The sequence below is a fragment of the Desulfogranum aggregans genome (assembly GCF_055398265.1).
The window spans coordinates 627,465-639,607 of record NZ_AP042447.1 but is presented as its reverse complement, the minus strand read 5'-3'; the positions used below and the strand labels follow the sequence as shown (position 1 = coordinate 639,607).

Genomic DNA, 12,143 nt, shown 5'->3' with positions numbered 1-12,143 from the left:
ATTTTCCCCTGCCTGCGACCACCAACCGTGTATTCCATACACTTTTTCGATAAAATAGGGTAGTGTTCCAAAATTTTTAAAAAAACTACCATGGAGGAAAAATGACCCCGGAAGACATGAGAGAAAAAGCGAGTGCGCTCTACAGCCAACGCATGCATTGAAGCCAGGCCGTCCTGGCCGTGGGTCTGGAAAAACTGGGAAAAGATGAGCCCGAGGTCATCAGGGCGTTTGGTGCTTTCGGGGGCGGTATCGGTGGCTCGGCCAATGTATGCGGCGCCCTGTTGGCCGGAGTTGCCGTTATTTCGAGCCTGTATAGCCGCAGCAACCTGCAAGAGAAGGAAAATCCACGCATGTGGAAGTTGAGCCATCTCTTTATGGACAGGTTCGCCGAACTCTGTCAAGTACATGGTGGAATACACTGCAAGGACATTGCCAGGGTGAACTGGCAGGACAGGGAGCAGGCGCGGACATTCTACAAGGACCCGGAGAGTCGCCGCCAAATCTGCATTCAACTGGTCGGGGACACCGCCTGTGTGCTGGGAGAATTACTTGAACAGGAGACAGCCCGAGAGGCGAGGTAACCCCTGGGATACTATTTTAAGCCACTGACACAGAAGCATAACCGGAAAGAAAGAGGGGTGCATGAGATGACAATGCATCCAGTGGTCGAACGAGGAAGCTCATGGAATTTTTTAATTTCTCTGATAAAGAAATCAACACAATAAAGAAAGCGCTTACTTTCACGTCAAAAAAAGAACTTGATACATCATATATTCCCAACGACTTACCGGTTATAAAGACCGAAAATTACCTGAGTGAATGCGAACAGTTTCTTGACCCGGAAAGGACGCTTGGCACGGAAAATCCCAGCGCCACCGTTGTCTTTCCCAATGCCAAGACCGCAACCCATAAGGTACTGGTCAACCAGGAGAAGATACACGGGATATCCTACGTTCACGCCATTACCGGCGAGTTGATCCACCTGTGCAACTTCTCTCAATACTTCAAAGATAACGGTCACCTGTACACCTTTTCCCAGGAAAAGATGATTGAGCGCTATTACTATGAAATGCTCCTGTGGTCCATCTTTCAGGCAAAGAAAATCAGTACACGGACGTTTTCCCTTATGCTGTGGCATGAAAAAAACGGAGAGGATCCGCCGCCGGACGGGCGATACCAGTTTGAGGGCATTTCCATTGATGATCACGGCCTCCATCGCAGCCTGGGCGAGTTAACCGCGGCCGACTCCGTACCGGCACTGCGCGAAATTTTCTGGGTTTTTCTGGAAGAACTCGCGCTCTATTTCGGGGTGCTCGCGTTCTACCAGCAGGAGCCTGAGCCTTCAGCAGTGGATGAAAATTTTCCCGCCGAACAGCTGGATACATGGTTCGGGCTTGAACATGTGCTCAAGTTGTACGGGCTTCTTCTCCGTACCCCGGATTATGCTGCATGGCAGGAAAACCGTCAGGCAATACGCCAGTGTATCCTGCTTATGGAGAAGCAGTCCAAAGCAACCTTTCTCCACCAATCAGCCTCAGCAGATTGAAGGAGAAAAACAAGAGTCATCGGCCGGTTGCCACTGTGCAGAGGCACCCGGCCGGCAGCAGCAATGTACTTGCCTATTGCAGTTCGATCGCCCACTCCTGCAGGGGGGGAACGTTGGTCACCGTCCCCTGCGCTTTCAAGAATTCGGCAAACCGCCTATAGCGGTTGTTATCCAGCGCACCCGGGCGAAGGGCAAATCGCGGCAGGGTATCGCGCCAGGCCCTGCGGTTGAGTTCATCATCCAGGTTTTTACGTTCGCCCCGAATAAACAGCTGCCAGCTCTCCTCAGGATGATTCACCAGGTATTGAACGCCCATTTCCAGAGCATCAATAAACCGTCGCAGTTTCTGCTGAGCTATGTTTTTCTTATTTGTCACCAAAATCAGCTCATCGTAGGCGGGAATACCAAACTCCTCGACAAAAAACGCCCGACCGGGCCGTTTCTCGATGGCCATCTGATTCAACTCAAAATTCCTGAAGGCACCGATCACTCCGTCGGCCTGACCGGAAAAGAGGGAGGGTGAGAGGGAAAAGTTGACATTCACCAGCTTGACGTCGGCAAGGGTCAGCCCCGCACGCTCGAGCATTACCTTGAGCAAAACCGTTTCAAATCCACCAACCGAATAGCCGATAGTCTTTCCTTTCAGGTCGGCCATTGAGTTGATAGGTCCGTCCTCAATGACAACCAGTGAATTGAGCGGGGTGGCAATGATGGTTCCGATGCGCACCAGCGGCAAGCCCTGATCTACCTGCATCTGGTGTTGATGCTGATAGGAAACTGCGATATCAGCCTTTCCGGCAGCCACCAGTTTAGGCGGATCATTGGGGTTGGATGGGGCGATCATCTCCACTTCCAATCCTTTTTCTGCAAAATACCCCATTTCCTGGGCAACAAACAGCGGTGCATGGTCAGGATTGACAAACCAGTCCAAAAGAACAGTGACCTTTTCCTTGGCCGTCACTGTCGCACCGGATCCCAATATACCGGCACAGAGTAGTATCATGATCTTCAACCGCATTCTTTTCATTCCATTCTCTCCCGCGCTGATTCCCAATACACGATCCTCTCCATGAGAAAATCGACCAAAAAATAAAATGACAGGGCAATGACGGCAAGCACCGTCAACGCCGCAAACATCACATCAATCTGCATGCGAGCATTGGCATGCAGCATATAGTATCCCAGCCCGCTGCTTGAACCGACCCACTCTCCGACAATGGCTCCAATGGGGGCCACGGCGATGGCGACCCTTATTCCTGAGCCAAAGGCCGGTAAAGCGGAAGGGATGACGATACATCGCAGAACGGCAAGCGGACGGGCATTCATTATTCTCGCCAGTTCAAGTAAATCAGGGTTGGTGCGCTGCATCCCGTAATAAAAAGAGGCTGTAACCGGAAAATAGATAATCAGCACGGCCATGGCAACTTTGGATGCCATGCCGTAGCCCAACCACAAGACAAGAAGAGGCGCCAGGGCAAAGACGGGAATGGCCTGACTGACGATCAGTACCGGCAATAACCAGCGTTTAATAAATGGCGAAAGGAACATGGTCAGCGCCGTTCCTGTTCCAAGCAGGGTACCGAGAATAAAGCCAATAAGTATTTCCGTCGCTGTTGTTAGCAGATGTCGCCCAAGCACCGGGGCATGCTGTATTATCGCCTGAAGTACGCAGGCAGGCCCGGGCAGGATATAGTGAGGCACATCAGTGAGCAAGACAACCAGTTGCCAGGCCAGGAGCAACCAGCACGTGAGCAGCAACAGCCTTCCCCCTTTCTTCATTGCTCTTCGTCCATGAGTTCGTGGAGGATAGCACTGAAATGTTCCTGCACCTGCGGATCATCCGCTTCCCTGTAGGGCTCTCCGACAAGATGAATGATTCTCTTCACCTGAGTAGGCTTTCCGGAAAGTAAAACAATGCGATGACCCATGCGCAGGGCTTCCATGGGGTCATGGGTCACCAGCATCACCGTTGCACCGCGGGTAAGCGTTGAAGACAGGTTCTGCAGCCGCATTCGCGTCAGTGCGTCAAGAGCGGAAAACGGCTCATCCATGAGAAGAATCGGGCGATCCTCCATCAGCGTTCGCAGCAAGGCCGTCCGTTGGCGCATCCCACCGGAGAGCGTTGACGGGAGTGCCTGCTCGTACCCTGCAAGCCCGGCTGCGACAATGAGTTCCTGTGCCCTCTTGCGGGTTTCAGCTGAAAGGGTACCCCGTAACTTTGCGCCAAGTAACGCGTTGTCCATTAACGAAAACCAGGGCAGCAGCAAGTCATCCTGACTCATCCAGGCTACGCTGCTTTCAGCAGGGGAACGCGATTGTATGTGTACCTTCCCCTCGTGAGCAAGGGATTGTGATCCGGAGACCAATCGCAGCAAGGTCGATTTTCCGCACCCGCTCGGTCCGAGAATACAGGTGCATTTCCCCGCCTCAATGTCGAGAGAGAAGCGCTGAAAAAGTGCATCCCCCCCCCAAGCGAGAGAAATTTCGCGAAAATGAATAGGCGGAGCATTGCGGGCACGATATTCCATTCCAGGTACAGCAATCAGCTGATGCGCTAAAAAAAACGATAGAAGTGATGGACAGGACCATGTCCTCGACCAATGGTGTATGCGGCCCCTGCGGCAATGGCACCGCTAATGTAGTGTTTTGCGTTCTTCACCGCTGCCAGGATATCGTTGCCTTTGGCGATATTGGCGGCAATAGCCGATGAAAGGGTACAGCCGGTACCATGGGTATTGCGCGTGGCAACCCGTTTTGCAGGAAAAAAATGGAATTGGTCGCTGTCACCGAGATAGAGGCAATCGTCGCTGGCCTGCCCTTGGAGGTGCCCCCCTTTGATCAAAACACTGCCGCATCCCAATCGGCAGATATTTCTGGCCGCTTGATCAATCCGGTCTGGAGATACCATCTCTCTATCTAGCAATACTGAAGCTTCCGGCAAATTAGGGGTGATAATATCGGCAATTGGAATCAAGGTCATTTTCAAGGCCTCAATTGCCTCATCCTGGAGGAGTTTATCGCCACTGGTTGCCACCATGACCGGGTCAAGGACAATGTTGCTCACCTCATACGCCGTGAGCACCTCGGCAACGGTATGGATCAGCTCCGGTGAGAAAAGCATTCCTATTTTGACGGCATCAGTGCCAATATCCGAAAGCACGGCCTCCATCTGCTGGCGAACAAAATCCACTGGCACAGGATGAATCCCGCTGACACCAACCGTATTCTGGGCGGTCAGCGCAGTAATCACACTGAGCCCGTAACAGCCATTGGCGGCAAAGGTCTTCAGGTCTGCCTGAATGCCGGCACCACCGCCGCTATCTGAGCCAGCGATGGTCAACACTCTTTGATATTTTTTCTCACTCTTGTTGTCCATAATCCATTGTACTGAAAGAATTGATCCGTCTAGAAACGAGAGGGGAACCCGCCGCCCGTCACCATCCCTGCACCCTGCTTTTTAACTCAGCGGCAGCTGTCTCCGGGCAATCGGCAGCGACTATTGCGGAAACAACAGCTACCCCGTCGGCGCCGGCATGGCGGATGCGGTGGGCGTTAGCCGCGGTAATCCCCCCAATACCCACGAGCGGAATACCGACAGTCGCGCGGATGGCACGAATACCCTCAAGCCCCAATGGCGATGCTGTATCCTTTTTGGTTGCCGTGGCAAAGACCGGGCTGATACCGATATAATCGGCACCGCCCGCCTCAGCGGCAACCGCATCTTCAAGCGATTCCGCCGATATGCCGATAATCATGTCCCTGCCGACAATCTTTCGGGCATAACGGAGGGGCATATCGCTCTGCCCAAGATGCACACCTTCGGCCCCCACTGCCAGAGCCACATCTATCCGGTCATTGACTATGAGGGGAACCTTAGAGGGTTGAAGGAGCACTTTGAGCCGACGAGCCTGCCGAATGAACTCGCGAGTAGTGCAGCCTTTTTCCCGCAGCTGCACGCAGGAAACGCCTCCCTTGACAGCAGCGCTTACAATAGCCTCGGTGGGCCGTCCACGTGACAATTCCCTATCAGTCACCAGATAGAGCGAATAATCCACCCTCATGGTTAGCCTTCAGTTATCGTGGCTCCTGCTGCCAGTTCTTCCGGGGTCATGGTGTAGAGGCTATCCAGGAGAGCAGTCATAAAAGTTCCTGGCCCCTGAGCGGCTTTGCCAGCATGTTCTCCGGCAAGACCAAAAAAGGCTAATGCGGTTGCAGCGGCGGTAACAGGGTCCTGATCCACCGCTGCGAATGCACCGATCACTGTGGTGGCTGAACAGCCGGTGCCTGTCACCATCGGCATAAACGAATGGCCGTTGGAAACGTGGAACACCCGCTCACCGTCGGTTACCAGGTCCACGGCACCGGTCACGGCCAGCGTCGTTTCCAACTCTTCAGCAAGCAACGCAGCCGTCGCCGCAACTTCCTCTACCGAATGAAGACTGTCGACCCCTTTGGTGACCACTGAACGTTCATCACGCAGCGAAAGTATCTCCGAGGCATTTCCTCTTACCACGGTCACTTTGGTTTCCTGGAGTATTTGCCTGGAGGTGGCTGTTCGAAAAGGGGTTGCCCCTGCCCCCACCGGATCAAAAATGATTGGCGTCTGCAATGCGGAAGCTTTTTTACCGGCCTGTATCATGGAGGCCACCCAGTGCTCGGACAAAGTTCCGATATTCAGTACCAGGGCACCGGCAAAAGCGACCATGTCTTCCACTTCGTGCTCTGCATGAGCCATGACCGGTGAAGCCCCCATGGCTAGGAGAACATTGGCGGTGTAATTCATTACCACATAGTTGGTAATGTTGTGAATAAGCGGTTTTTCTTCCCGAATCCTGGAAAGATTCTCCGCAGCTTTATGGGCAAGTGTGGTCATGAAGCCCCTACAATGTGAGTTTATCCCTGCGGCATCTACAGTCTGTGCCTCAACCGGTGAAGTTACCGGTGGACAGATACCGTGCATCTCTGGAATCTATAGGAAAATTCAAAAATGAAGTCAAGCGTTGATCATCACCTGACGTAAAGGTGGCCGTCGCGCCCCCCCCACATGGAGCCGGGAGCAGGGATACTCTGGGTAAAGCAAAGCTATCGCTCCGCCATAGCTTCCCCTGCTGGCGCGGTATCCCCTCAATCTTTGGATGAGTCGGAGGCCTTCTCACCAGACCACATAACGCCCAACAGACAGACCTACCGGACGTCCTGCTCAGGCGGTATCCATCGCCAATGCCAGGCCTCCCAGGGCAGGCCGGGTTCGCCGTGTTGAGGATAGCTGGCATAAAAATGAAAACGGTTGGCGTTATTTTTCAGCCAGTTATAGGCAGCTGTCTGGGCAAAACGCCAGTCACTCGGATAAAAATCAACCGTTGTGCCCAAGGCGTGCTCCGAGTAACCGGGAGGAGCGACATAGCGCACGATGTCATCAAAGGTTCTTCCCTGGCTCAGGTATCGCTTGAAGATCTTTCGCTGGTACCACGCCGATCGGTAGGCAGAATGAACGACCAGACGGACCTGATCATCTCCGGCTGCTGCTTCCATAGTCTGCAGGGCCTTGTTGGCTGCCTCCAGCATGTAAAGGCTGCTTCCTTCATAGGTCATACGCAGCGGTATCCTGGTGAGGGCCGGCGGAGCCAAGGGCTTGGCATCAATCCGGCGCCCCTGCCACTGTGGAGGAACGATGTATTCCTTGCCGTCAATAACTACACTTTCCAGGGGAGGTACAGGCTCGACAGCCGGCTCCACTGATTTGATCGCGGCCGGTTTTTCGGGAGCCATCACAGGAGGTTCGTTTTTTTTCTTTTCGCTGAGCGTGACCACCGGGGTCACATCCTGCTCCGGCGAGTCGGTAGATATCGGTGCGCAAGCAAAGGCCAAAGGCAGACAAAGCCCCAGCACCGTCACAACAACTTTTCTCATTCGTTCCAAATCCCCTTGCGCTGTGCTCGCGCGCGCTCTTCATCGGCAAGCCAACGAGCACAGAATGTTTCTCTGCATTGCTGGCGGTCGACAGAGGCCAAGCCACGGCGCAGAAGGCTTTCGTTAAGGTTGTTGCCCTGAATGTAGACCACTGCGTAAACCAGGCCTTGGCTGTCCTTGGTATAGGGATGTATTTTGACCCGCCGGTGTTCCGCCTTTCCGGCTGTATACCGCATTGCCCTCTTTCCTGCAATTGCATTAGGCGGTAAGCATTGTATACCATACAGGCCAACCCTGACCACCTCGCCCTTTCGGTATACGCGCAGCAAATCTCCCGCATCTACCGTGAAAACGGTATCGTCCCATGCATATGAGCAGCCAGGTAAAAGGGCGAGCAGGCAACAACACCATGCCGCTATCCGGGTGCGCATTACCACTGTTGCCCCCTCTCCTACTCTGTCCCCTCCCCTTGACGCTCACCATAGGAGAGGAGCCAAAAAGCGAGCGTCGTATTGACCTGCTCATAGCTCAGCTGGGGAAATCGATGCATCAGGATTTGACTGACGGTAAAAGAAGTCATACCGCCGGATTGCATCAGTTCATCGAGGAAGCATAGATGTTCATCCCTTATATATTCAGGTCGTGTCATGACGGATTGCTGGCAGGCGCGGGAAATAACCAAAATTCATTGGTATAATTTTTTATGAAAATATCTAGGGAGTTATATTTTTCCCCAGAATGACTCCATTGTACGTGGTTGCCGGCAGATTGTCAAAAAATCAAAGCAGGAGAACTCGTCAATCCGAGCTATTATGGATTGACAGTTGATTCAACACTGAGTAGGTTCGCTTTCCAGCTACCCCGAGGAGAATGTTCAACGCTTCACAGCATAGGAATAATCAGCTGATCGATTTGTCATGATAGGCATTTACGCTGGCAGTTATGACCCACCGACCAACGGCCACCTCTGGATGTTCAAACAGGGTATTCGGCTATTCGATAAATTTTTTATAGCTGTTGGGCAGAATGCGCATAAAACCTACTCTTTTTCCCTTGCCGAACGTGTTGAGATGGTTAAGGAACTCTGCATTGATGAAAAAAATGTCGAGGTAGTGACCATAGAAAACAAATACCTGGTAAAATACGCCGAATCCGTCAATGCCGACTACATTTTCCGCGGGATCCGCAACGAGGGTGACTATACCTACGAACGCGGCATGCGCTATGTAAACAGCAATATGAATGCCACCATCCAGACGCTGTTCATGATGTCCCCCCGAAATCTGGTTGAAGTCAGTTCCAGCCTGGTAAAAGGGCTGGTGGGTGCAGACGGCTGGGAGGAAATCATCAAGGAGTATGTCCCTCCTACCGTCTCCAGGCGAATGCTAGCTAAATTTGGCGGCAAATGCGATTAACGCATGAATTACAGCACATCAAAGGGATAGAAAGACCCTTAAACTGCAGAATTGCCCAAGACGCCCTCCCTTTTCTCCCTTGACCAACCGAACACCGTGGCCCAATTGCCGCTTCGACATGCATTTATGCCTTACGCTGCGGCTGTGCTGGTGGTTTTCATCTGGTCAGGATGGATTACCATTTCCAGACATGGTGTCCAAACGACCCTGCAACCGGCTGATATAACGCTTTTACGCTATACAACAGCAGGTCTCGTCATCCTTCCCCTTATTCTCCGCCACCGCTGGCAGAAATATAGCCTCTACCAATACCTGGTTATCGGACTTGGCGTGGGGTTTCCCTATACGCTTTTTTCTTTTTATGGATTGCAGGCAGTAAAGGCGGCTCAGGCCGGCGTGCTGGTGAATGGCATGCTGCCCGTCATGGGAGCCGTTGTCGCCCTGTTTGTTTTTTCTCAGAAGATATCGTTGCAACGATGGCTGGCAGTACTCCTTATCCTGGTGGCCAATCTCACCATGGCAGGCAGGGAACTGCTGGCCATGGATCATCTCTTGGGTCTTTTTCTCCTGTTAGGGGCTGCATCCGTATACACCCTGCATATGACCGGGGTAAAATTATGGGGGTTTACCTGGCAGGATACCATAGTGACGGTCGCGGTGGTAAATGTTGTGCTCTTTTTCCCGCTGTGGTTCATGCTCCCCACCCACCTTGTTCATAGTCCGATCCCTGAAATACTGACGCAAGCCGTGTACCAGGGAGTGGTGGTCAATGTCCTGGCATTGATGTGTGTCGCATACGCACTGCGGCACCTCGGGACCATGACTGTTTCTCTGTTCATGTCCTTTGTGCCTGTGGTCACGGCGTTCTTTGCCTGGGTGTTTTTACAGGAGGCATTGGTTTTTCGAGAAATAGTCGGCATCAGCGGATGTTCAATAGGCTTGCTGCTCTATGCCTTCAATCGCTAACTGACTACTTTTTACGCCGATAGACCTCATTGAGCCGCATCCCCAGCAGCATCCAGACAACCAGGAGGACCGCCCCGGTTACACTGTAGACCTGCAGATCATGTATCAGGTAATTGATTACGTTTAAGATAATAAAAAACGAAACGATCAATACAGCTCCGCTATATTGTTGCGAGACCCTCTCTGCTATCATCGCCAACAACGCATCAACAGCCTTTAGCATAGGTTGTCCTCCTTGCAATAGTGTCGCCACCGCTAATGCGGCCTGCCTTACTCCGAAAGCGTAGTATGGCTCCCTTGTTGCTCAAGGGAAAGGGAAAAGGTATTTCTTGTTAGAAAAGTTTACCACCGAGTTTGACAGGTACCGCAGGAGAGACAAAGGTCGCTTCTCCGCTTTCAGCCTTGGGGTATTGCACGCCAATGATCAGCACCTCCGAGGTAACCGGTCCCATCTGACGCGGAGCAAAGTTGAGCACCCCCAAAACCAGCCGGTCAATCACCTCATCAAGCGGATGGCAGGTAAAGCGGCCGTAGCTGACCCGCTTGCCATACTTTCCAAAATCGACCACCATCCGGTAGGTGGGTTTATGGGTTCGCGTCTCCTTTTCCGCTTCAACAATACGCCCAACACGGATATCAAGTTTGGCAAATGATTCGTCAAAGGATACCTCTGGTTTTAATTTTGTGGCCATTTTTTTCTCCAAACTGGGTATGTATTCTTCAGACCAGCATGTGTGTGTAGAGAGCCCCACCAATGATGCAAGTGTCGGACAGCAAAGGATTGATTACACCCGCCTAGTTCATTAACAGCGGAGGTCCCATGAACAATCCGCTGGGCAACCGTGTGTTTAATAAGGATTGAGACAATTGCAAATCATTTTCTCCATCCATCGATGCTTGCAATCCCTGGCCGCTATGTGCTGTTCAATGGCCAGCAGAAACAAAAAAACTGAGGAAATGCCTTGCTGACGGTGAGGTGGATACGACCAGCACAAAGGGCGGGATTGAGCGGGATTATTGCTGGAACATTCTCTAAAAAAAGTGGTATACCTTGTACCGCTGGCGAGATTGCCTCTACCGTATGAAAACGTCCCATGCTTGCACCCCAATGGCCCAGTCCAGGAGGATGACTATGCCGAGTACACCTACCAGAGAAGAAGCATTTGCTCTGCTTCAACAGTATACCACTTCGGAAAGCCTGATAAAGCACGCCCTGGCAGTTGAGGGCGTCATGCGCTATTTTGCCCGTAAACGAGGAGCTGATGAGGATAAATGGGGCATTGTCGGCCTCATACACGACCTGGACTATGACCAGTTTCCGGATCAACACTGCGCGCAGACAGAAGCAATCCTCAAAAAACACGACTGGCCGGAAGAATATATTCGGGCAGCCCTGAGTCACGGGTATGGAATCTGCACCGAAGTCAAGCCGGAAAGCGAAATGGAAAAAGTACTCTATGCCGTTGATGAGTTGACAGGACTGGTTGCAACGTCCGCCCTTGTTCGTCCCTCAAAAAGTGTGCTGGACATGAAAGCCAAGTCAGTAAAAAAGAAATGGAAGGATAAACGGTTTGCGGCAGGAGTAGATCGCTCTATTATCGAGCGAGGTGCCAAAATGCTGGAAGTAGAACTCAGTGAGCTTATCACCGACACTATCATGGGAATGCGGGAAGTTGCCGACTCCATAGGGCTCAAAGGCAACCCGGCCGCATAGCCGGTCTGTTACAGCAGGGCAATGACCATATCTCAAGGCCCCTGGGGCACCCTCATTGCAGACGGTTACCAGGTGGGTGGCCCTTCTGCCGCTGGCAGGAGGCTGACCTTGTCTATCTTCAGGGGCTAACGTGCCTGATCTCTTTCAAAACAAGATGGGGCCTGTGAAATACTCAGGCGAACTGCGGCAAACTTGAGGGTAAGACTGCATATCCTTTGTTCCCATCTCGGGACGAAAAGGATATGCAGTGGAATTCAATGACGGTCACTCGAGGCGTGGATACGTTTCAGCGACCAGTAGCGCAAAGCGTCTACCATCTTTCAGTGCCGACAATCTGGCTGACATCCATACACTTGGCCTTTTCTTCCTCGGTTAACTCTTCCTTGGTCTTGATCCCCTTCACGTCTTTCAGGTAACAGGCATACTCCTTGCCATCCTTATCACGGATCCAAACCATTGATTCATAGCCACCACCTTCACTGGTCATCGATTGGTATTCTTTACTTTCGTCAGTCATGGTTTCACCTCTTTTGATAGGTTAATGATGTGACTACATACAAATACAACAATAGACAATGTTTAGAAAAAATCA

Annotated in this window: 17 protein-coding genes; 5 read left to right on the top strand and 12 right to left on the bottom strand. The window is 52.1% G+C overall.

The window, feature by feature from the left end:
• Positions 1-173: 173 nt before the first annotated feature.
• Entirely contained in the window at positions 174-581 is a 408-nt protein-coding gene (locus ACZ52Z_RS03025; protein ID WP_464270746.1) for a C-GCAxxG-C-C family protein, read from the top strand.
• A gap of 101 nt (positions 582-682) precedes the next feature.
• Complete coding sequence (locus ACZ52Z_RS03020; protein WP_464269287.1) at positions 683-1,546, top strand: hypothetical protein; 864 nt, start codon at positions 683-685, stop codon at positions 1,544-1,546.
• Between the two features lie 73 nt (positions 1,547-1,619).
• Here the strand turns inward: ACZ52Z_RS03020 and ACZ52Z_RS03015 are convergent, their stop codons facing one another.
• The 9 genes from ACZ52Z_RS03015 to ACZ52Z_RS02975 form a co-directional block, all read right to left on the bottom strand.
• Complete coding sequence (locus ACZ52Z_RS03015; protein WP_464269286.1) at positions 1,620-2,573, bottom strand: ABC transporter substrate-binding protein; 954 nt, start codon at positions 2,571-2,573, stop codon at positions 1,620-1,622.
• A complete protein-coding gene (locus ACZ52Z_RS03010) occupies positions 2,570-3,325 on the bottom strand; it encodes an ABC transporter permease (protein ID WP_464269285.1) in 756 nt (251 codons plus the stop codon). Before ACZ52Z_RS03010 ends, ACZ52Z_RS03015 begins: the two co-directional genes overlap by 4 nt.
• Complete coding sequence (locus ACZ52Z_RS03005) at positions 3,322-4,074, bottom strand: ABC transporter ATP-binding protein (RefSeq protein WP_464269284.1); 753 nt, start codon at positions 4,072-4,074, stop codon at positions 3,322-3,324. Before ACZ52Z_RS03005 ends, ACZ52Z_RS03010 begins: the two co-directional genes overlap by 4 nt.
• A 26-nt stretch (positions 4,075-4,100) precedes the next feature.
• Complete coding sequence (gene thiD, locus ACZ52Z_RS03000) at positions 4,101-4,922, bottom strand: bifunctional hydroxymethylpyrimidine kinase/phosphomethylpyrimidine kinase (RefSeq protein ID WP_464269283.1); 822 nt, start codon at positions 4,920-4,922, stop codon at positions 4,101-4,103.
• Between the two features lie 58 nt (positions 4,923-4,980).
• Entirely contained in the window at positions 4,981-5,607 is a 627-nt protein-coding gene (gene thiE / locus ACZ52Z_RS02995) for a thiamine phosphate synthase (protein ID WP_464269282.1), read from the bottom strand.
• Between the two features lie 2 nt (positions 5,608-5,609).
• A complete protein-coding gene (thiM, locus tag ACZ52Z_RS02990; protein WP_464269281.1) occupies positions 5,610-6,419 on the bottom strand; it encodes a hydroxyethylthiazole kinase in 810 nt (269 codons plus the stop codon).
• Between the two features lie 311 nt (positions 6,420-6,730).
• Complete coding sequence (locus ACZ52Z_RS02985; protein WP_464269280.1) at positions 6,731-7,456, bottom strand: M15 family metallopeptidase; 726 nt, start codon at positions 7,454-7,456, stop codon at positions 6,731-6,733.
• Complete coding sequence (locus ACZ52Z_RS02980; protein WP_464269279.1) at positions 7,453-7,692, bottom strand: thermonuclease family protein; 240 nt, start codon at positions 7,690-7,692, stop codon at positions 7,453-7,455. The genes ACZ52Z_RS02985 and ACZ52Z_RS02980 overlap by 4 nt, the downstream gene beginning before the upstream one ends.
• A gap of 215 nt (positions 7,693-7,907) precedes the next feature.
• Positions 7,908-8,105, bottom strand: a complete 198-nt coding sequence (locus tag ACZ52Z_RS02975) for a hypothetical protein (protein ID WP_464269278.1) — start codon at positions 8,103-8,105, stop codon at positions 7,908-7,910.
• Between the two features lie 268 nt (positions 8,106-8,373).
• Here ACZ52Z_RS02975 and coaD point away from each other — a divergent pair, with 268 nt between their 5' ends.
• Positions 8,374-8,871, top strand: coding sequence for a pantetheine-phosphate adenylyltransferase (gene coaD, locus ACZ52Z_RS02970; protein WP_464269277.1), 498 nt, complete (start codon positions 8,374-8,376; stop codon positions 8,869-8,871).
• 51 nt (positions 8,872-8,922) lie between these two features.
• Positions 8,923-9,837, top strand: coding sequence for a DMT family transporter (locus ACZ52Z_RS02965; RefSeq protein ID WP_464269276.1), 915 nt, complete (start codon positions 8,923-8,925; stop codon positions 9,835-9,837).
• Positions 9,838-9,841: 4 nt separating this feature from the next.
• Here the strand turns inward: ACZ52Z_RS02965 and ACZ52Z_RS02960 are convergent, their stop codons facing one another.
• Both ACZ52Z_RS02960 and ACZ52Z_RS02955 read right to left on the bottom strand, forming a co-directional pair.
• A complete protein-coding gene (locus tag ACZ52Z_RS02960) occupies positions 9,842-10,060 on the bottom strand; it encodes a hypothetical protein (protein WP_464269275.1) in 219 nt (72 codons plus the stop codon).
• A 109-nt stretch (positions 10,061-10,169) separates the two neighbouring features.
• Positions 10,170-10,529 (bottom strand): tRNA-binding protein, encoded by a 360-nt coding sequence (locus ACZ52Z_RS02955; protein WP_464269274.1) that lies wholly within the window; start codon positions 10,527-10,529, stop codon positions 10,170-10,172.
• A 440-nt stretch (positions 10,530-10,969) separates the two neighbouring features.
• Here ACZ52Z_RS02955 and ACZ52Z_RS02950 point away from each other — a divergent pair, with 440 nt between their 5' ends.
• Entirely contained in the window at positions 10,970-11,551 is a 582-nt protein-coding gene (locus ACZ52Z_RS02950; RefSeq protein ID WP_464269273.1) for an HD domain-containing protein, read from the top strand.
• 310 nt (positions 11,552-11,861) lie between these two features.
• Here the strand turns inward: ACZ52Z_RS02950 and ACZ52Z_RS02945 are convergent, their stop codons facing one another.
• Positions 11,862-12,068, bottom strand: a complete 207-nt coding sequence (locus ACZ52Z_RS02945) for a hypothetical protein (protein ID WP_464269272.1) — start codon at positions 12,066-12,068, stop codon at positions 11,862-11,864.
• Positions 12,069-12,143: the final 75 nt, after the last annotated feature.

What these genes read in the sequence shown, in the direction of transcription:
- ACZ52Z_RS03020 (WP_464269287.1), top strand. Translation starts at nt 683, where the DNA reads ATGGAATTTTTTAATTTCTCTGATAAAGAAATCAACACAATAAAGAAA.
- ACZ52Z_RS03015 (WP_464269286.1), bottom strand. Translation starts at nt 2,573, where the DNA reads ATGAAAAGAATGCGGTTGAAGATCATGATACTACTCTGTGCCGGTATA.
- ACZ52Z_RS03010 (WP_464269285.1), bottom strand. Translation starts at nt 3,325, where the DNA reads ATGAAGAAAGGGGGAAGGCTGTTGCTGCTCACGTGCTGGTTGCTCCTG.
- ACZ52Z_RS03005 (WP_464269284.1), bottom strand. Translation starts at nt 4,074, where the DNA reads ATGGAATATCGTGCCCGCAATGCTCCGCCTATTCATTTTCGCGAAATT.
- thiD (WP_464269283.1), bottom strand. Translation starts at nt 4,922, where the DNA reads ATGGACAACAAGAGTGAGAAAAAATATCAAAGAGTGTTGACCATCGCT.
- thiE (WP_464269282.1), bottom strand. Translation starts at nt 5,607, where the DNA reads ATGAGGGTGGATTATTCGCTCTATCTGGTGACTGATAGGGAATTGTCA.
- thiM (WP_464269281.1), bottom strand. Translation starts at nt 6,419, where the DNA reads ATGACCACACTTGCCCATAAAGCTGCGGAGAATCTTTCCAGGATTCGG.
- ACZ52Z_RS02985 (WP_464269280.1), bottom strand. Translation starts at nt 7,456, where the DNA reads ATGAGAAAAGTTGTTGTGACGGTGCTGGGGCTTTGTCTGCCTTTGGCC.
- ACZ52Z_RS02980 (WP_464269279.1), bottom strand. Translation starts at nt 7,692, where the DNA reads ATGCGGTATACAGCCGGAAAGGCGGAACACCGGCGGGTCAAAATACAT.
- ACZ52Z_RS02975 (WP_464269278.1), bottom strand. Translation starts at nt 8,105, where the DNA reads ATGACACGACCTGAATATATAAGGGATGAACATCTATGCTTCCTCGAT.
- coaD (WP_464269277.1), top strand. Translation starts at nt 8,374, where the DNA reads ATGATAGGCATTTACGCTGGCAGTTATGACCCACCGACCAACGGCCAC.
- ACZ52Z_RS02960 (WP_464269275.1), bottom strand. Translation starts at nt 10,060, where the DNA reads ATGCTAAAGGCTGTTGATGCGTTGTTGGCGATGATAGCAGAGAGGGTC.
- ACZ52Z_RS02955 (WP_464269274.1), bottom strand. Translation starts at nt 10,529, where the DNA reads ATGGCCACAAAATTAAAACCAGAGGTATCCTTTGACGAATCATTTGCC.
- ACZ52Z_RS02950 (WP_464269273.1), top strand. Translation starts at nt 10,970, where the DNA reads ATGCCGAGTACACCTACCAGAGAAGAAGCATTTGCTCTGCTTCAACAG.
- ACZ52Z_RS02945 (WP_464269272.1), bottom strand. Translation starts at nt 12,068, where the DNA reads ATGACTGACGAAAGTAAAGAATACCAATCGATGACCAGTGAAGGTGGT.